The following is a 16550-nucleotide window of genomic DNA, read 5'->3' on the forward strand; positions in this document are numbered from 1 at the left end:
GCAGGCCTTTCCCGGCGATCAAGGCAGAGTGGTTTACAGTCGATGAGAGCCGAGCTGCTGGAATTGCTCGGGAGAGGTTTGGCGCAGGCGCATGGCCATCGCCCCGCCCACGGCAAGCGCCAGGGCGATGAGAATGCAGAGACCGTAGGAGAGCAGTTGGCTGGAACCGGTCAGAACGTCGAAGTGCATCACCGCGATGACCAGCATGGTGAGCAGCGCGAGACTGGAGAATGCGGGAAGAATCTTGCCTCTCCACGGGCCCACAGCCAGCTCGGGATGGCGGCGGAAATAGCGCAATACCGCCAGGGAGGTGATCGCCATCAGCAGGATCAGAGAGAGCGCGGCCAGGCTGGAGAACCAGGCGAACAGCTGCAGGATGGGGTCGCCACCGAAGGCCGCAAAGACCATCACCGCCGTTGCCGCGATCAGCGTCTGCAGTAGCGAGCCGACATGGGGGCTCTGATGCACGGGGTGAGTGGTTCCCAGGGCACTCGGCAGCAGGCCGTCGCGGCCGATGGCATAGAAATAGCGGGCCGCCGAATTATGGAAGGCCACCAGACCGGCATAGATCCCTACCAGGAACAGGACGCGAATGACCTGCGTCATTTCAGGCCCGACGTAGTGGTCGGACAGGCCGTAGATCAGCGTGGTCGGATCCTCGAGCGCGTACAGGGTGGGCACGATCTTGTCGACGCCAACGCCGATGATCATCGACCAGGTGGAGACCGCATAGAAACAGCCAATCAAGAGGATGGCGGAATAGGTCGCCAGCGGAACGTCGCGGCGGGGATTCTTCGCCTCTTCACCATAGATGGTGGTCGCTTCGAAACCGATGAAGGCGGCAAAGCAGAACAGCAGACCGATGGAAGGGGCGCCGCTGAACACATGCTGGGCCTGGAAGGAGTCGAAATTCACTCCGCTGTCGCCACCGCTGGTGAGTATCGCCACGTTCAACACGAGGATGACGAGATACTCCACCATGACGATCACGCAGAGCACCTTGGCCGAGAGGTCGATCTTGCGGTAGCCGAGAAACGCGATGCTTGCCATCGCCACCAGCGAATAGATCCACCATGGCAGGTGCAGATCGAATACGGCGCTCATGGTGCCGGCGGCGACGCCGCCAAACATGCCGTAGAGGCCGATCTGCAGGATGTTGTAGGCAAAGATCGCCAGCCCCGCAGCCGCACCGCCGGCAATCCCGCCCAGGCCCCGCGCCGAGAAGGCATAGAAGCCGCCGGCATTGGTCACGTAGCGGGCCATGGTGGTATACCCCACCGAGAATATCAGCAGAACCGTCAATACGAGGCCGATCAGCACGGGAGTGCCCGCACCATTTCCCAGCATCATGCCGATCGGAAAGCCGCCTGCCAGGACACTGAACGGGCTTGCCGCGGATACGACGAAGAAGATGATGAAACCGACACCCAAGGCGCCACGCCTTAGCTCTGTCGAGACAATCGCAGGGGAGGAAGTTACGCTCATTTTTCGAACCTTCATATTATGATTATAGGAATCACCAACGCCACAGCTTTTATCTTATTACCACTCCGGCAAGTGGCGTTATCCCAAATCGGCACCACGATTCTCTTTTTATTCAATGAGATACATATCAACTACGGACCAAATCCACACTATCCCGCCATCGACTCCAAAAGTAAAAACCGGACAGACTCAGAACTTTTCACGGATGCGAATTACGTCAATAAGCCGCGTTTCTCTTAGAACGATTTATTTCTTCACCATGACGAAGTCGAAGTTGGCCTTCCATTTCACATGGGAGTCCCACACTTCACGATAATCGATGATCAGTGAACTCTTGACGCCGAACACTGCGTCCGATGTCAGGTAGTCATCCCCCGCGACGAAGGTATGGGTGACGATGCGCTCATAGTCGGGGTGCTCGAGCATGAAGTGCATGTGCGCCGGCCGCCACGGATGGCGCCCCAGGCTTGCCAGCATCCGGCCCACCGGGCCGTCATCGGGGATCGGGTAAGGCACCGGCTTGATGCCGATGAAGTCGTAGCGGCCGTCGGCACCGGTAATGAACAGGCCGCGGTTGTTCCACTCCGGCTGCTGGTCCGGCTGCTGGACGTCGTAGAAGCCGTCGCTGTTGTCCGACCAGACGTCGATGCGCACCCCCTCGACGGGGTTGCCCCCCAGGTCGAGCACGCGACCCTGGTAGCGGCAGGCTTCGCCCTTGCCATCCAGCGAGATGGAAGCCCCCATGGGCAGCTCCGGTGCCCCGTCCACGTGGAAGGGACCGAACACCGTGTTCTCGGTCGCGCCCGCCGGGCGGCGGTGCTGAATGGCATCCACCAGCATGGAGACCCCGAGGGTATCGGAGAGCAGAATGAACTCCTGACGCTTGTCGTCGCACTTCTGCCCCGTGCGGGTCAGGAAGTCGATCGCCGCCTCCCACTCGGCCTGGGTCAGCCCCACTTCCTTGACGAAACCATGCAGATGGCGGATCAGCGACGCCATGACCTCACGCAGCCTGGGGTCGGTCTCCTCGCCCATGCGTGCATTGACCGCCTCGACGGAGTTCGCTTCGGTGAAATAGTCGATCTGGGACATGCTTCATTCTCCTCGATGGCCCTTTCGCTCCGGCCTGGGTAAGCCGCTCGGGCCTGAATGAATCGCTCTCGCCTAGGTGAATCACCGGGGCCGGGAACCGCTCCAGGCGCGCTGGAGCAGCTCGCGTATGGCGTCGCGCTCCACCGGCCGGGGGTTCCAGTAGGGGTTCTTGGCCGCCAGGTCGGCCGCTTCGTCCAGGTCGGATTCGCGCAGCCCCAGCGCCTCGAGGGCAAGGGGGGCTCCGAGAGAGCCGGCAAAGTCGTAGAGGCCACCGCCCAGTTCGCCGCCAAACAGGCTCGCCGCCGGCGCCAGGACCTCGGCGGCCGCCTGGGCGTTGTACGCCGCGGTATGCGGCAGCAGGATGGCGTGGGTCTCGGCGTGGGGCAGGTCGAAGCTGCCGCCCAGTGTGTGGCAGAGCTTGTGGTGCAGCGCCATGCCCACGCTGCCCAGCACGGTGCCGCACAGCCAGGCGCCATACAGCGCATCACTGCGCGCCTGTAGGTCCTGCGGGCGTTCGACGATGGCCGGCAGCGCCTGCTTGAGACTGCGCAGGCCCTCCATGGCCATCAGGCCGGTCAGGGGGTTGCGGTCCTTGGCATAGAGTCCCTCCACTGCGTGCGCCATGGCGTTGAGGCCGCTGGTCACGCTGGTCGCCACCGCTAGCCCCAGCGTCAGCTCGGGGTCGTAGATCACCACCTCGGGCAGGATGGCGGCGCCTTTGACGGTGCTCTTCAGGCCGTTCTCGGTCTGCCCCAGGATCGGCGTGACCTCGGAGCCGGCATAGGTGGTGGCCACCACCAGCTGCGGCGCATCGTTGCGATAGGCGATCGCCTTGCCCAAGCCGATGGTCGAACCCCCGCCCAGGGCGACGACGCAATCGGCGGCGGCGTCCTCGAATGCCGACATGGCCTGCTCGGTCACGTGCACCGGGGTGTGCATGACCGCCCCGCTGAAGACCCCGGCCCCCAGTTCGCCCAACTGCACGTTCAGGCGCAGGGCATCCTCGCGTCGCGAATGCGTCGACAGCACCAGGGCCCGGCGACAGCCCAGCAGGCGCACCTCGTCGGCGATCCGGGCCAGGCTGCCGGGGCCAAAAAGAATGCGCGCCGGATTGGCCGTGTACACAAAATCGTGCGACATGACGCCCCCTCAGTCCTTGAGCAGCACCGACTCGGACGGGTAATCAGTCGCCCAGCCCTCTTTCAGCGGCGCGACGAAGACGTTCTCCGTACGCGTTCGGGTGATCTTCCAAGTGCCATCGGGCTCCTTGCGGAAGGCGTTATTGAGCCGAGACGAGCGCAGCAGCGCCTTGCCATCGGAGAAGATCCAGGGCTGGCAGTGCACCCACTGGCCCTCCGCGACGTCGTCCCTGACATGGATCTGCTCCGAGGTCAGGTAGTGCACGTTGAGCAGCAGCTTGGGATCCTGGTCCTTGTTCCAGAACCCCTGGAAATGACGCCGGATGGCCGCCGCCCCTTCGGCGCGGCCGAACTGGTTATCGTAGTACTCGCCAACGCCTTCCCACACGGCGTCTTCGGTATACAGCGCCATGATCAGCTCGATGCGCTCTTCATCGCTCTTCACGCCATATTCGGGAATCGGCGTGTCGCACAGGAACATGTAGCGCGCCTGGAGGCGACGGATCTCTGCCTCGGCCTCCAATGTCTCGATACGCGCCACCAGGGCCTTCATCTCGGCACTCGTCACTTCCGACATGTCTCTCTCCTTTGCTTTCTTCAGCGGAATGGTCTCGCCCGGAGGCGGCTATAGAGGGGCACCGAGGCGCTCTATCACGCGCCCCAGGCCCGACTTGATCGCGCTTACCTCGGCCGGCTCCAGATTCTCGAACAGGCGTCGCTCGTAGTCGTCGGCCATGGCCAGCAGGCGCAGCGCCAACGCCTGCCCCTCCTCGCTGAGCCGGACGCAACCGTCTTCGCCCGGGCCGACCAGGCCACGCTCACGCAGCCCGTCGAGGGTGTCCTCGAGATCCGCCTGGGGCTGGGCCACGCGCTCCGCCAAGGTCTCGGCGGCCTGAGGGCCGCGGTCCGCCAGCAGGGTCAGGATCCGCCACTCGTTGTCGTTGACCCCCAGGCTGCCGAGCCGCGGATAGAAATCGCCGCGGTAGGCGGCCAGCGCCTGGCGCATCAGGTAGAGCAGGTGCTTGCCCAGTCGGCCGTTCAACGCCGGGTGCTCGCCGACATTGAGCAGCAAGGGATGCGGCTCGGGCACGGCATAGCGCCCGTTATGGAAGACCAGGGCGCTGCCCTCGTTGCGATAGGCGTAGCGCACCACTTCACCGACGATGATCAGGTGATCGCCGCCCTCGTAGACGTTCCACGTGCGGCATTCGAAATGGGCCGCGGCCCCCTTCACCTTGGCCACACCGCCGAGGCCCTCCTCGATGGCAATGCCGGCGAACTTGTCCTCGCCCCGCCGCGCAAAGCGATTGGAGATATCGACCTGCTCATTGCTGAGCACGTTGACCACGAAGTGCTCGGCATTGCGGTAGGCATTCAGGCTGTAGGCGCCCTTGTCGATGCTCCACAGGATCAGCGGCGGCTCCATCGACACCGAATTGAAGCTGCTGGCGGTGACGCCATGGTTCTCCTCGCCCTCGCGCGCGGTGACCACCGTCACGCCGGTGGCGAACTTGCCCAACGCGCTACGGAAATCTCTCGTATCGAAGCTCATAAGCGGCTCTCCCTCCCAGACGCGGGATCGTTGTCAGCGCCCTAATTTCTCGCCGGTGGTGCCGGCGATACCGTAGTGGCTCTTGGGTATCTCGCTGATGATGACCCGCACGTTTGCTTCGGGGGCATCGATGGATTCGGCGATGGCGTCCGTCACCTTGCGGATCAGAGTCTCCTTCTGATCCTGGGTACGACCCGCCATCATGTAGACGTGAACGGTTGGCATTGTCTTGTCCTTTTGTTGTCGTCAGAGATCGAGAACGATCCGTTTACCCTTGGCCCGAGAGCAGCAGACGCACATCATCTCGCCCTCCCGCTTCTCCTCCTCGGTGAGAAAGTGATCGCGATGATCGATCTCGCCTTCGAGGACGTCGGCCACGCAGGTACCGCACACGCCCTCCTCGCATTTCACCTCCACTTTCACGCCGGCCTTGGCGAGGGCTTTGGCAATCGTCTCCTCGCTACCGACGGAGACACTGATGCCGGACCTTTCGGCAACCACCTCGAAGGCGTCGCCCGAGACATCGACGTCGGCGGAGAAGAATTCGCGATGAATGCGGTCGTCGCCGATACCGAACGCCTGGGCACGGGAGATCACCCAATCCATGAATCCCTGAGGGCCACATACGTAGACATGCGCACCTTCCCTGGCAGCGGCGAGCTCGGCATTCAGATCGAGCTTGGTCTCGAATTCGTCGTCATGGTGATAGACGACGACGTCGGAAAGCCCGGCCGCCTCCACCTCGCCGCGGAAGGCCGTCAAGCTGCGCGACCGCGTGCAGTAGTGCAGCGTGAAGTCCTTGCCCAGCGCGCGCAGGCGACGGGCCATCGCCATCATCGGCGTGACCCCGATGCCGCCGCCGAACAGCAGGCTCTGCGGCGCCTCTTCGTGCAGCGGAAAGTGGTTTCTCGGCCCTTCGATCTCGAGGGTTTCCCCCTCCCTGGCGATTCGGTGCAGGGTCTCCGACCCACCGCGGCTGTTGGGGTCGCGCAGCACGCCGATCTCGTAGAACTCGCTCACTTGCGGATCCGAGCAGAGCGAGTACTGCCGCCACAGGTCGATCTCGCCATCGCGCACATGCACGTCCAGATGCGCGCCGGCGGTGAAGGGCGCCAGCGGCGCGCCGTCCAGCGAGCGCAGCCGCAGCCTGGCAATCCCGCCCGGCTCGTCGATGCGCCGGTCGATCGCCAGCGTCAGGCGTTGGTTAGCGGTATCCATTGGCATCACCTCATGTAGATTCCACCGTTGACGTCCCAGCAGGCGCCGTTGACGAACGCCGCCCTGGGGCTCGCCAGCAGCACCACCAGCTCGGCGACGAAGTGCGGATCACCCAGGCTGCCCACCGGGATGTTGGCAATGGCCTGCTCGAGATTGCCGCCCAGCACGGAGCGCACCATGGGCGTATCCATCGGGCCGGGCGCGATGGCGTTGCAGGTGACGCCAAAGGGGGCGAGATCGCGGGCAAAGATCTTCGTCAGCGTGAGGATGGCGCCCTTGGAGGCGGCATAGTGCGCCCCGGTGGCCGTGCCGCCGTTCTGCCCCGCCAGGGAGGCGAGATTGACGATTCGCCCGTAGCCACGCGCCTTGAAGTGACGGCCGAATATCTGGCTGCCGGCGAAGGTGCCGCCGGCATTGGTGGCCAGCACGGCATTGAAGTCCGCGGGGTCGATCTCCAGCAGCCCCTGAACGGCCGTGCGCGCCGCGTTGTTGACCAGCACCTCGACCGATCCCCAGCGTTCGATGCACTTGTCGAGCACGGCCTGGAAGTCCTCGGGCCTCGACACATCGAGGGTGGCGGATACGGCGGTGTCGCCCGCCAGGTCGAGTTCGGCGGCAAGCGCCGCGGCCGGCTCGGGTTCGATGTCCGAGATCACCACCCGGAAACCGGCCCGATGCAGGGCGCGCACGGCTTCGGCGCCGAAACCACGCGCCCCGCCGGTCACCACCGCCGTCTGGATCTTGTCAGGAGTCGGCGTAGTCATCAGAACAAATAGCTGAATGAATTCAGCACTCCGTCGGAGTTGAGCAGACGCGCCACCTTGTGGCGGATCTTGAAGCCGCCCGGCGTGACGATGAGGGTGTAGGTCAGGTTCGCGGCCCAGATCCGCTGGCGACCGAACTTGTCTTCGATCAGATGCTCGGCGCAGCGCACCGTCACTTCGTCGCCCTCGGCCTTGTCGATGACGAAGCGCGACACCGTGCGGATGGTGCGGGCCGGCGGCGCCGAGGAGATCGAGAATCCCTGCTGGAAGCGAGTGATGCGATCACGCCGCATCTTGGCATCGTCATGGCAGAGGTTGAGCGCGTTGTCGAAGTCCTCGCTGTCGCCGATCGGCAGGGTGTAGAAGCCTTCCTCGCTCCACAGGGCGAGCCAGGCGTCGTAGTCCTGGCGGTCCAGCATGTCCGCCTCGGCCCAGACGAAGGCCTGCGCATCCTGCAGCAAGAGCTCCTTTTCCATCTTGATCATCTCGTTCATGACTGCATCATCCTCTTCCACATGTCGTACGCCGCCCGCATGCCGGTCTCGGCACTGATATGGCCGCGGGGCCCCACCTCGCCCGGCTGCTCGTCGACGAGACCGCGATTGAGCAGGATGGGCAGCTCCGCCCCGCCCTTGGTGCCGCGCTGGACCCGCTCCCACACCTCCGCATCGTCGGGCGAGCCGAAGCCCATCGGGCCCTGGAAGTGCTCGTGCAGGCGCAGACGTGCCTGGTTGGCCGCCTCGGGGCCGCCATCCATGCCGATGGCAATGTGGCGAATGTCGGTCCGCTCGACGTTCACCGGCGTCAACACGCGGAAGAACGCCAGCGAGAACGAGACGTTGGGGAAGAGATTGAGGTTGAAGCCCGCGCCTCCCACGGCACGTACGATGCGTCTCACCTGCTCGTCGGGGTAGCCGTCGGCGCGCAGCTCCTGGGCCAGCGCCTCGAAGCGCTCGGGGATCGGTGCCTCGAGGTTTTCGTCGAGATCCACCAGCTCGGGGATCATGACCATCACCGAGTGGCCGTTGCCGAGATCCTCCACGTACCCCTTGCCCTGATCCAGGAAGGAGAAGACCTCCTCGGTTTCGTCATCCAACGACTGCAGGAAGGATTTGTGGACGACGGGGAAGTGATAAGCGTCGGTGGTGTTCTCCAACTGGACCTTCCAGTTCATCGGCACACTGAACTGATGCTCGCCCAGCACCTTGACCGGATAACCCGCCCCTTGCTTCATGAACAGGTCGATCCACTTGGTCACCGGGCCGAGGAACTCGACCAGCGGCTCGGCTTCCTCGTTGAAGGTGGCGAAGACCATGCCGGCGTAGGACTCGGTGCGCAGCTTGAGCAGGCCGTGCTGCGCCTTGTCGAAGTCGTCGCCGTACTGCTCGGGATAAGGCAGCGCCCGCAGCGAGCCATCGAGCCCATAGCCCCAGCCGTGGTAGGGGCACTGGAACGAGGAGGTCTTGCCCTTCTTCACCTCGCACACCGTGGCCGCGCGATGGCGGCAGCGGTTCACCATGACGTGGATCGCGCCCTTCCTGTCGCGTACCACGATCACCGGCTCGAGCCCCACCTGGGAAAGCTTGAACGAGCCCTTGTCGGGGAACTCGCTTTCGTGGGCGACCCACACCCAGGTCTTCTTGAAGATTTTCTGCATCTCCTCCTCGAACAGCCTGGGATCCTCGTACATTGGCGTGCGAATGTAATCCTTGAACACGAGTTCGTGAGGGGTGATGTCGATCTTGTTTTGGCTATTCATGATGACCTCGAAATATCTATTGGCCGGCCTTGTTGGCAACGGCTTGTCGATGGTTTTTCGTCATTCGGGCACGACGAGTTCGCGCCCGATGCGCGCCTCGACCCGGCAGTATTTCCAGAGCTTGTAGGTGCCGTCGCCCACCGGCGTGGTGCGGAAGAAGTTGCAGGCCTCGACGATGGATTCGTAGTCCTGCACGTCCGCCATGATGTAGAAGGTCCAGGGGGCGGAGATGGAGGGGCCGACCTGAATGCGGTCGTCGTCCATGATGCCCAGGATCGTCAGGCCGGGCAGGCCGTCGATACCCTGCAGCATCTCGCGGGTGGCCTCCCACACCTGCTTGGCCTCCTCGGCGGTGGCGTTCATGAAGTTCTGGTTGATGCCACAGCAAAACAGTACGCGATGCTTCATGATGATCTCCGTTCTTCAGTGGTCGTTTCGGTTCACAGGTAGCCCGGCAGGGGGGCGTGATCGAAGAAGATGGCGCCGGCGTTCTTCCAGGTGATCTCGCCCATGAAGGCGTGCTGGGTGCACAGCAATGCGTCGCGCAGAATCCGTGACAAGGGGTGGCCGTTCTCGGCACCGGTCATGCCGCTGATCTGGTACACGCTGCGAATGGCCTCGGCGCACTCATGGGTCAGGTGGGTGGCGGAGAGACGCAGCAGGTTGATCTGCTCGCGACTCGGCTCGCCGCCGGCCTCAACGGCGCTCCAGGCCGACTCGGTGCTGTCGTAGAAGAAGGCACGGGCGGCACGCACCCGGGCCTCGGCCTTGGCCAGGCCAATCTGGGCGTACTCGCGCTCGCCCAGATTGGGCGCCCCGGTGACCGACTTGCGCCCCCCGGCCATGGCCCGCACCACGTCCAGTGCCTCCCGGGCCAGTCCCAGGGTGGTGACCGCCAGCACCTGGGTGGCAAAGGAGAGGGCGGGATAGCGGAAGAAGGGCGCGTCGATGGTGGCCTTGGCGCCGCGCACAAAGGTCCACTCCTCGGCGACGTAGGCGTCGTCCACCACCAGGTCGTGGCTGCCGGTGGCGACCATGCCTAGCATGTCCCAGGTGGGGTCGATGCGAACCTGCTCGCGGGGCAGCACCGCCATGCGCGGCAGGGCACCGGGCTCGTCGGGCTGGATCCCGACGCCGCACAGCGAGGCGCTCATGCAGCCGCTGGCGAATTTCCAGCGCCCCTTGATGCGAAAGCCGCGGTCGACCCGCTCGGCGGGATGGGGCGGAAAGATGCCCCCCGCGAACACCACGTCGGGAGAGTCCTTCCAGATCTGGGTGATGGTCGCCTCGGGCAGCGCCGCCAGGTAGGCGGGGTTCATGCCAAAGCTGGCCACCCAGCCGGCGGAGCCATCGGCCGCCGAGATGGCTTCGACCATCTTCAGGAACTCGGCGGGGGACTTCTCATCGCCGCCGTGGCTGGCCGGCACCATGGCGCGATAGACGCCGATGGCCTTGAACTCCTCGACGATGTCCGCCGAGAGGTGTCGCTGTGCTTCGAACTCGTCACGCCGCTGGCGGATATTGTCGAGCAGCGCATCGAAGCGCTCCTCTCCGCCCCACTGGGCTTTATCGACCTGGCTGTGCATGGGCTTCTCCTGTTGTTTGAATGGCCTCGTCATGCCGTGTGCCGATGAGGTAACGCGCGGCCCGGCAGACGCCGGCGTCATCGCCACGCCGGCCGACGAGCTGCAGGCTCACCGGCCGACCCCGGCTGGGGGGCAGAGGCAGGCTCAGGGCGGGATGCCCCGAAAGGTTGAAGGGCCGCACGAGGGAAGAGACGGTCAGATCCTGCCGCCCCTCCTCGGCTGCCGCCCGGGTCAGTGGGAAGTGCGGCAGCGTCGGCAGCGCCAGCACTTCGTAAGTCTCGAGCAGCCGGTCCACGCCGGCCGTGAAGGCCCGGCGTACCGCTTCGGCCTCGCGCAGCTCGGCGTCGGTGGTCTCGGCGGCCGCACGCAGGCGCCGCTCCACGTCACTCCCCAGTCGGCCGCTGTCGAGCCAGGCGGCACAGGCCACGTAGGTTTCGCGGTTGATCAGCGCCATGGCCGCCTCGTAGGCCTCGTCCATCAGGGGCAAAGCGCGCGTTTCACCGGCCAGCCCGGCGCCTTCGAGACACGCCTCCAGCGCGCCGAGGATCGTCGTATCGGCCGCCACCGCCAGCCCGCACAGGCGCGGCATCGCAGCACTGCTTCCTACGGCGAAGCTTGTATCCACGGCCGTCATGAAGGCGATCAGCTCGTCGAGATCGGCACTGAGCGGTCCCACGCAGTCGAGGCTGCTGTGCACGGGCATGACGCCGCGACGCCCGAGCCGGCCGAAGGTGGGCTTCAGCCCGTACACGCCGCAGCAGGCCGCCGGCACCCGGATCGAGCCTCCCGTGTCGGTGCCGATGCCGATCTCCGCCACGCCCGCCGCCACCGCCGCCGCCGAGCCGCTGGACGATCCCCCCGGGATGAACGACGGGAAGCGCGGATTCTCGGGGGTGCCCGTCCAGGCATTGAGCCCGGTCATGCCGAACGCCAGCTCATGCAGGTTGGCCTTGCCGACGATGCGGTACCCGGCTGCCAGCGTGCGCTCGACGATCTCGGCATGCCTCTCCGCTGCCGGCGTATCGGTCAGCGCCGCAGAGCCCGCCCGGGTCGGGTAGCCGGCGATATCGATACTGTCCTTGACCACGACTCGCTTGGGGCCCGTGCCGAGGTCGAGAGGTTGGATGAGAGATGTCATGGCAGCCTTTTGTTTATTTATCACATGAAATTTCAAGTATTTGATGACACTCGGTTTCGCTTCTTGGTCTACTTCCGTTGCCTACAGGCCTACCTTCGCTTCAGAGAGCGAACAGGACGATCTCGGGCACCAGCAGCAGCAGCGCGATACATATCAGGTAAGGCGACATAAAGTAGCCGACGCCGCGAAATATCTCGCCGAAGCTGAGCTCGGGATCGAGGCTCTTGACGATGAAGGCGTTGACTCCCACCGGCGGTGTGATCGCCCCCATGCTGGTCACGATGCAGACCATGATGCCGAACCAGATCGGGTCGTAACCCAGTACCATCGCCACCGGGAAGAAGATGGGGATCGAGATGATCAAGAAGCCCATGGCATCCATCAGCGCCCCGCCGATGACGTAGATCAGCAGCACGCAGGCCATGACCAGCACCGCCGGCAGGGGCAGCGCAGCGGCCCATTCGCCGACCAGGAAGGGCAGCCGCGTGACGGTCAGGAAGCGGCCGAACACCACCGCACCCGCCACCAGCATCAGGATCATGGCGGAGGTTCTGAGGGTGTTGCTCAGCGATTCCCGCAGCATCTCCCAGGACAGCCGCCCGCGCAGGCCGATGATGGCCATGGCGCCGACACAGCCCACCGCCGCCGCCTCGGTTGAGGTGAACCAGCCGGCGAACAGCCCTCCCAGCACCAAGGTGAAGAGCACGAAGATCTCCACCACGCCCTTGAGCGAGGCCAGGCGTGCAGCCCAGGAGGAGCGTTCACCGGCCGGCGCCATGGCCGGGTTGCGCCAGCAGAGATAGGCTATGGTCAGCACGAACAGCGTCATCAGCATCAGGCCAGGCACGATGCTGGCGATGAAGAGATCGCGAATGGCCAGCTCGGCCTGCAAGGCGATCACGATCAGCACCGCGCTGGGCGGGATGATGACGCCCAGGGTGCCGCCGGTGGCGACGCTGCCGGCGCTCAGCGCCCTGTGGTAGCCGAACTTCTTCATCTCCGGCAGGGCGATGGTACCCACCGTGGCGGCCGTCGCGGTGTTGGAGCCGCAAACCGCGGCGAAGCCGGCGCTGCTCAGGATCGTCGTCGTGGCCATGGAGCCCTGGCGATGGCCCGTCCAGGCATAGGCGGCAGCGAAGAGCTTTTCGGTGATTCCCGAGCGAAACAGCAGCTCCCCCATGAAGATGAACAGCGGGATGACGCTCAGGGAGTAGGAGGAGAGCTGTTCCCAGATACCGGAGCTGACGATGTTGTATGCCGCCATGGAACTCGTGATGTGCAGCATTCCAAAGAAGCCGACGATGAACATGGCAAAGCTGATCGGCATCTTAAGGACAATCAGCACGAAAAGGGCCAGCACGCCGATCAGGGCCACCAGGGTGAAGCTCATGACGCCTTCCCCCTCTTCAGGCACTCCAGCACATCCACCAGCAGCACCAGGCAGAACGCGGTGAAGCCGAAGGCGACCAGATAGATGATGGGGTAAACGGCCAGGCGCAGGGATTGAGACAACGTGCCCCGCTGCATGGCAAGCAGACCGTACTGCCAGAGCTTGAACGCCACCATGGCGAAGAACAGCAGGCTCGCCAGCAACACCAGGGCTTGAATCCCATGCTGCAGACGCCGGGGCAAGCGAGCCACCAGCATGTCCAGATCGATATGCGCCTTTGTCACCTGGGCATAGGCCAGGGAGAGCGCAACCACCACCGCCGTCAGCCAACCGACCACCTCGGTGGTACCACCGAACGAGGAGGCGACCTGGCGCATGACGATGTTGGTCACCACCAGGAGCACCATGGCCAGCAAGGCACCGCCGGCGAGGGCGAGCAATAGCCGACTGACCAGGAGAGAAAATCTATTCATGAGCCAGACCCGTCGTGTCGAATGTTTCCCGGGCCGAAGCCCGGGCACCTGTCACTACTGCTGGTCCTGTCACTACTGTTGATATTGCTCGAACAGCTCAAGCATGCGCTCGTTGAACTCGTAGGCGGGAAGGCCTAGCTCGGCAACGTGGGCCAGGCGTTCCTCGTTGATCGGCTCCAGGCGTTCGGTCCAGCGAGCCGCCTCCTCCTCGCTCAGCGAGAGCACCTCGACCCCCTCTTCCTCATGCGCCCAAGCCAGTGACGCTTCGACATGGGAATCGAGATAGTCGCCGGCAAAGAAGGCCATTTCGGCGCCCAGCTCATCGATGACCTGCTGCACGTCCTCGGGCAGCGCCTCCCAGCGCTGACGATTCATGACCGCCACAAATACCGCACTGCTCAATGGGTAGTCGGTCACGTACTTGACGGTGCGCGCATAGCGCAGGTCCCTCAACACCTCCCGTGAACTCACGTAGCCGTCGACGACGCCCGTTTGCAGTGCCTCGCCGGTGTCGGCCTGCGAGAGCGCTATCGGCACCCCGCCCAGTGCCGCCAGAACGTCGGTACTATCACCAGGCACACGAATCTCCTGACCATGCAGCGCGTCCAGGGAAGTCACCGGCTCCTTGGTGTGCAAATAGCCGGGTTCTGAGGTGAAGGCAGTGATGACCTTGTAATCATCAAGGCCCAGCTGCTCGGGGGGGAACTCCTGAATCAACTCATAGACGGTCTGACTCGCCACGGTCGAATTGACCTCCAGCCCAGTCAGGCTGCCGGCCAGGTTGAGCAGCGGGAAGCGGCTCGGCTCGTAGGAGGTGATCGAGAGCCCGATGTCGGCAACGCCGCTCAACACGCCGTCATACATGTTGTTGGCGGATAGCAGCGTACTGCCGGGAAAGGTGTTCACCGTCACCCGCCCGTCGGTGCGGCGCTCAAGCTCCTCCGCCCAACGCTCCATCTGCACACCGGGGAAGGTGCTGGCAGGCGAGATGAAGGCATAACTGAGGGTGATGTCGCTGGCCGAAGCGAGCGGACTTGCCAGGGCACTCATCAGCACACCCGCCAGCCCAATGGCACCCGCCGCGCGCCGAATGTTCGGCACTGTTGTCTTCGTCGTCATGGGGTCTACCTCTGTTTATCGTTGTTGTTGGGTGCTTCTGTGTCACCCAATACAGTCAATATCACATGAAATTTCAAGCAATGCAAATAACGCGCAAAGGTTCGTATTGCGAACATTACTGGCTAGTCCGGCATCCCCAGCACGGCAAACAGCTCGGCGAGCCCCGCCTCCTGGCGCCTGGCCTGCAGCAGCTCGGCATCCTCCACCGCGAAGCGGCCCGAGATGGCGCGCAGGTACGTCTTGCCGCTCGTGGCATCGACGAAGCGGACCTCCGGCACCTTGGCGAGGCACTGCTTGAGGAATGTGCAGTTGTTGGCCACCGCGAGCACGTCGCCGCCAGGATAGACCTCTGCGGGGCACGTCGCCGCGGTGTTGATCTTCTTGTAGCGCTCGATGGCGACCAGGCCCAGGGGATCCAGGATATGGAGCATCTCGCGGGTGCCGTGGGCGACGACCGCCGGCGGGGTGTGCTTGGGCACACTGTTGTCGAGAAAGACGTACTTGAAGCGCGGCCGCGGGCTGTCCAGCCACTTGAAGAACACTCTGGGCATGCCGTCATAGGCTTCCACGCAGTGCCCCAGGAAGTCCGACACCGCCTTGTAGCGCCCCCGCTCCAGCCCTCGCTGCCAGCCCCGCTCCACCGTGGCTTCCGGCGGGGTGATGATGAAGTACATGTGCATCGTAGCGACGTACTTGGCGTAGGTATCGTCGAGGATTCGCGCCACCGTCTCGGTGGAGAAGCTGTCGAAGCGAAAGCGGTCGATCAGCAGATGAGGAATGGTGCCGTCCCGCTGCGCCTTGTCGCGGATGTAGCGATCGAGCTTGGCGTCGATCAGCTTGACCTCCTTGCCCGCCAGGCGACCGGCGTACTTGTAGGCTTCCCCCAGCGCCTCATAGTCGAGCAGCAGGCGACGCCAGATGTCGGGGGTGATGGTGCCGTACCGATCCGGTGGCAGGCCCAGGTCCTGCAGCGTATGTCTCAGCAGGTGTCGCAGGGAGCTCTTGCCAGCCGCCGAGGCACCCTTGAGGCTGACCAGAATCGGCTCGTCGGCAAGAGGCACCCTATCGTAGCCCTCCTGCTCGATGGCCCGCTCGACGTTCGGCGCCAGCAGGTGGCCGATCAGGCGGCTGCCGTAGTCGTTGCAGGCATGCCGAGTGATCAAGCGCACCAGCACTTCGCGGTCCATCCCGATATGGCCCTGGGCAGCGGCAATCGAACTCAGCACACGGTAGGCGCTCTTGTAGACGGCCTGCTCCAGCTCGTCCCGGGCAGCCAGCCCGCGCTGCTTGATACCCTGGATGGCATCGTGGTGGCGCTCCTCCAACGAGCGGCGATCCGGTGGCCGCGGCGGGGCGGGCCGCTTGCCCAGCCAACGAGCCAGCAAGGAGACGGGCTCGGCATCGCTCGCCTCCGGTTCGGGGGCGAAGGCTGCTTCCAGGATCTTCCCCGCCCTGCCTCGTATCGACGCGCAGAGTCGGTCGAATGCCTGCTGGAATGCCGGCAGCTGGGGAGAAAGGTAGTCGGCCAGGATCTTGAGCACGATGCGGCGGAAGTTGTGCCCCAGCACCTCTTCCTGTTCACCCTCATGCACCAGGATGTCGGCGGTGACCCGCACGATCAGCTCGTGCAGCACCAGGCGCTCGGCGCGGAACGCGACCAGCTCCTCCTCCTCGAGCCCGGTGAGCGCCCTTAGTTCGGGAATTTCGGCCAAGTCGGAAGAGACGTTGGCCGGACGATGAATGGTCTCCAGGGGCCGGTAGCGCCTGGGCAGGTCGGCCTCGAGGCCGGGGTTCCACGCCGAGAACTCGGGAGCAGCTCGATCAAGCATAGGCGC

At 64.3% G+C, this 16550-nt stretch carries 16 protein-coding genes and 1 pseudogene; all 17 read right to left on the minus strand.

Annotation, left to right across the window (positions count from 1 at the left end; genetic code table 11):
• Positions 1-33: 33 nt before the first annotated feature.
• The 17 genes and pseudogenes from ACRWQA_RS19750 to ACRWQA_RS19830 all read right to left on the minus strand — a co-directional run bounded on the left by ACRWQA_RS19750 (position 34) and on the right by ACRWQA_RS19830 (position 16544).
• The gene (locus tag ACRWQA_RS19750; protein WP_434229986.1) at positions 34-1485 is read right to left on the minus strand and encodes an APC family permease; all 1452 of its coding nucleotides are present in this window, start codon (positions 1483-1485) and stop codon (positions 34-36) included.
• Positions 1486-1731: 246 nt separating this feature from the next.
• Positions 1732-2577 (minus strand): intradiol ring-cleavage dioxygenase, encoded by an 846-nt coding sequence (locus tag ACRWQA_RS19755; protein ID WP_434229988.1) that lies wholly within the window; start codon positions 2575-2577, stop codon positions 1732-1734.
• Positions 2578-2658: 81 nt separating this feature from the next.
• Complete coding sequence (locus tag ACRWQA_RS19760) at positions 2659-3717, minus strand: maleylacetate reductase (protein ID WP_434229990.1); 1059 nt, start codon at positions 3715-3717, stop codon at positions 2659-2661.
• 9 nt (positions 3718-3726) lie between these two features.
• Positions 3727-4293 carry a nuclear transport factor 2 family protein gene (locus ACRWQA_RS19765; protein WP_434229993.1) on the minus strand — a complete coding sequence of 189 codons (567 nt, stop codon included), beginning with the start codon at positions 4291-4293 and terminating at the stop codon, positions 3727-3729.
• 48 nt (positions 4294-4341) lie between these two features.
• Entirely contained in the window at positions 4342-5268 is a 927-nt protein-coding gene (locus tag ACRWQA_RS19770) for a flavin reductase (protein WP_434229996.1), read from the minus strand.
• A gap of 33 nt (positions 5269-5301) precedes the next feature.
• Positions 5302-5496: pseudogene (thmT, locus tag ACRWQA_RS19775) on the minus strand (2-hydroxymuconate tautomerase); the annotation flags it as partial.
• A gap of 18 nt (positions 5497-5514) precedes the next feature.
• The gene (locus ACRWQA_RS19780) at positions 5515-6486 is read right to left on the minus strand and encodes a PDR/VanB family oxidoreductase (RefSeq protein ID WP_434229998.1); all 972 of its coding nucleotides are present in this window, start codon (positions 6484-6486) and stop codon (positions 5515-5517) included.
• Positions 6487-6491: 5 nt separating this feature from the next.
• Positions 6492-7250, minus strand: coding sequence for an SDR family NAD(P)-dependent oxidoreductase (locus tag ACRWQA_RS19785; RefSeq protein ID WP_434229999.1), 759 nt, complete (start codon positions 7248-7250; stop codon positions 6492-6494).
• The gene (locus ACRWQA_RS19790; protein WP_434230002.1) at positions 7250-7744 is read right to left on the minus strand and encodes an aromatic-ring-hydroxylating dioxygenase subunit beta; all 495 of its coding nucleotides are present in this window, start codon (positions 7742-7744) and stop codon (positions 7250-7252) included. The genes ACRWQA_RS19785 and ACRWQA_RS19790 overlap by 1 nt, the downstream gene beginning before the upstream one ends.
• Positions 7741-9009, minus strand: a complete 1269-nt coding sequence (locus ACRWQA_RS19795) for an aromatic ring-hydroxylating oxygenase subunit alpha (RefSeq protein WP_434230005.1) — start codon at positions 9007-9009, stop codon at positions 7741-7743. Before ACRWQA_RS19795 ends, ACRWQA_RS19790 begins: the two co-directional genes overlap by 4 nt.
• A 60-nt stretch (positions 9010-9069) precedes the next feature.
• Positions 9070-9417, minus strand: a complete 348-nt coding sequence (locus ACRWQA_RS19800; protein WP_434230007.1) for an IacB protein — start codon at positions 9415-9417, stop codon at positions 9070-9072.
• A 32-nt stretch (positions 9418-9449) separates the two neighbouring features.
• The gene (locus ACRWQA_RS19805) at positions 9450-10595 is read right to left on the minus strand and encodes an acyl-CoA dehydrogenase family protein (protein ID WP_434230009.1); all 1146 of its coding nucleotides are present in this window, start codon (positions 10593-10595) and stop codon (positions 9450-9452) included.
• Positions 10576-11733, minus strand: coding sequence for an amidase (locus ACRWQA_RS19810; RefSeq protein WP_434230012.1), 1158 nt, complete (start codon positions 11731-11733; stop codon positions 10576-10578). The genes ACRWQA_RS19805 and ACRWQA_RS19810 overlap by 20 nt, the downstream gene beginning before the upstream one ends.
• Positions 11734-11833: 100 nt before the next feature.
• On the minus strand, positions 11834-13123 hold the full coding sequence (locus ACRWQA_RS19815; RefSeq protein ID WP_434230014.1) for a TRAP transporter large permease: 1290 nt from the start codon (positions 13121-13123) through the stop codon (positions 11834-11836).
• Positions 13120-13596 (minus strand): TRAP transporter small permease, encoded by a 477-nt coding sequence (locus ACRWQA_RS19820; RefSeq protein ID WP_434230015.1) that lies wholly within the window; start codon positions 13594-13596, stop codon positions 13120-13122. The genes ACRWQA_RS19815 and ACRWQA_RS19820 overlap by 4 nt, the downstream gene beginning before the upstream one ends.
• 72 nt (positions 13597-13668) lie before the next feature.
• Positions 13669-14715: a TRAP transporter substrate-binding protein gene (locus ACRWQA_RS19825; RefSeq protein ID WP_434230017.1), complete on the minus strand. Its 1047-nt coding sequence runs from the start codon at positions 14713-14715 to the stop codon at positions 13669-13671.
• Positions 14716-14837: 122 nt separating this feature from the next.
• Positions 14838-16544: a DEAD/DEAH box helicase family protein gene (locus tag ACRWQA_RS19830; protein ID WP_434230019.1), complete on the minus strand. Its 1707-nt coding sequence runs from the start codon at positions 16542-16544 to the stop codon at positions 14838-14840.
• Between the last annotated feature and the right edge of the window lie 6 nt (positions 16545-16550).

It is taken from the genome of Billgrantia sp. C5P2 (assembly GCF_051062895.2).

Coding starts and splice junctions, on each gene's coding strand:
- ACRWQA_RS19810 (WP_434230012.1), bottom strand. CDS start 11,733: ATGACATCTCTCATCCAACCTCTCGACCTCGGCACGGGCCCCAAGCGA.
- ACRWQA_RS19765 (WP_434229993.1), bottom strand. CDS start 4,293: ATGTCGGAAGTGACGAGTGCCGAGATGAAGGCCCTGGTGGCGCGTATC.
- ACRWQA_RS19825 (WP_434230017.1), bottom strand. CDS start 14,715: ATGACGACGAAGACAACAGTGCCGAACATTCGGCGCGCGGCGGGTGCC.
- ACRWQA_RS19770 (WP_434229996.1), bottom strand. CDS start 5,268: ATGAGCTTCGATACGAGAGATTTCCGTAGCGCGTTGGGCAAGTTCGCC.
- ACRWQA_RS19790 (WP_434230002.1), bottom strand. CDS start 7,744: ATGAACGAGATGATCAAGATGGAAAAGGAGCTCTTGCTGCAGGATGCG.
- ACRWQA_RS19780 (WP_434229998.1), bottom strand. CDS start 6,486: ATGGATACCGCTAACCAACGCCTGACGCTGGCGATCGACCGGCGCATC.
- ACRWQA_RS19760 (WP_434229990.1), bottom strand. CDS start 3,717: ATGTCGCACGATTTTGTGTACACGGCCAATCCGGCGCGCATTCTTTTT.
- ACRWQA_RS19755 (WP_434229988.1), bottom strand. CDS start 2,577: ATGTCCCAGATCGACTATTTCACCGAAGCGAACTCCGTCGAGGCGGTC.
- ACRWQA_RS19785 (WP_434229999.1), bottom strand. CDS start 7,250: ATGACTACGCCGACTCCTGACAAGATCCAGACGGCGGTGGTGACCGGC.
- ACRWQA_RS19795 (WP_434230005.1), bottom strand. CDS start 9,009: ATGAATAGCCAAAACAAGATCGACATCACCCCTCACGAACTCGTGTTC.
- ACRWQA_RS19830 (WP_434230019.1), bottom strand. CDS start 16,544: ATGCTTGATCGAGCTGCTCCCGAGTTCTCGGCGTGGAACCCCGGCCTC.
- ACRWQA_RS19815 (WP_434230014.1), bottom strand. CDS start 13,123: ATGAGCTTCACCCTGGTGGCCCTGATCGGCGTGCTGGCCCTTTTCGTG.
- ACRWQA_RS19750 (WP_434229986.1), bottom strand. CDS start 1,485: ATGAGCGTAACTTCCTCCCCTGCGATTGTCTCGACAGAGCTAAGGCGT.
- ACRWQA_RS19800 (WP_434230007.1), bottom strand. CDS start 9,417: ATGAAGCATCGCGTACTGTTTTGCTGTGGCATCAACCAGAACTTCATG.
- ACRWQA_RS19820 (WP_434230015.1), bottom strand. CDS start 13,596: ATGAATAGATTTTCTCTCCTGGTCAGTCGGCTATTGCTCGCCCTCGCC.
- ACRWQA_RS19805 (WP_434230009.1), bottom strand. CDS start 10,595: ATGCACAGCCAGGTCGATAAAGCCCAGTGGGGCGGAGAGGAGCGCTTC.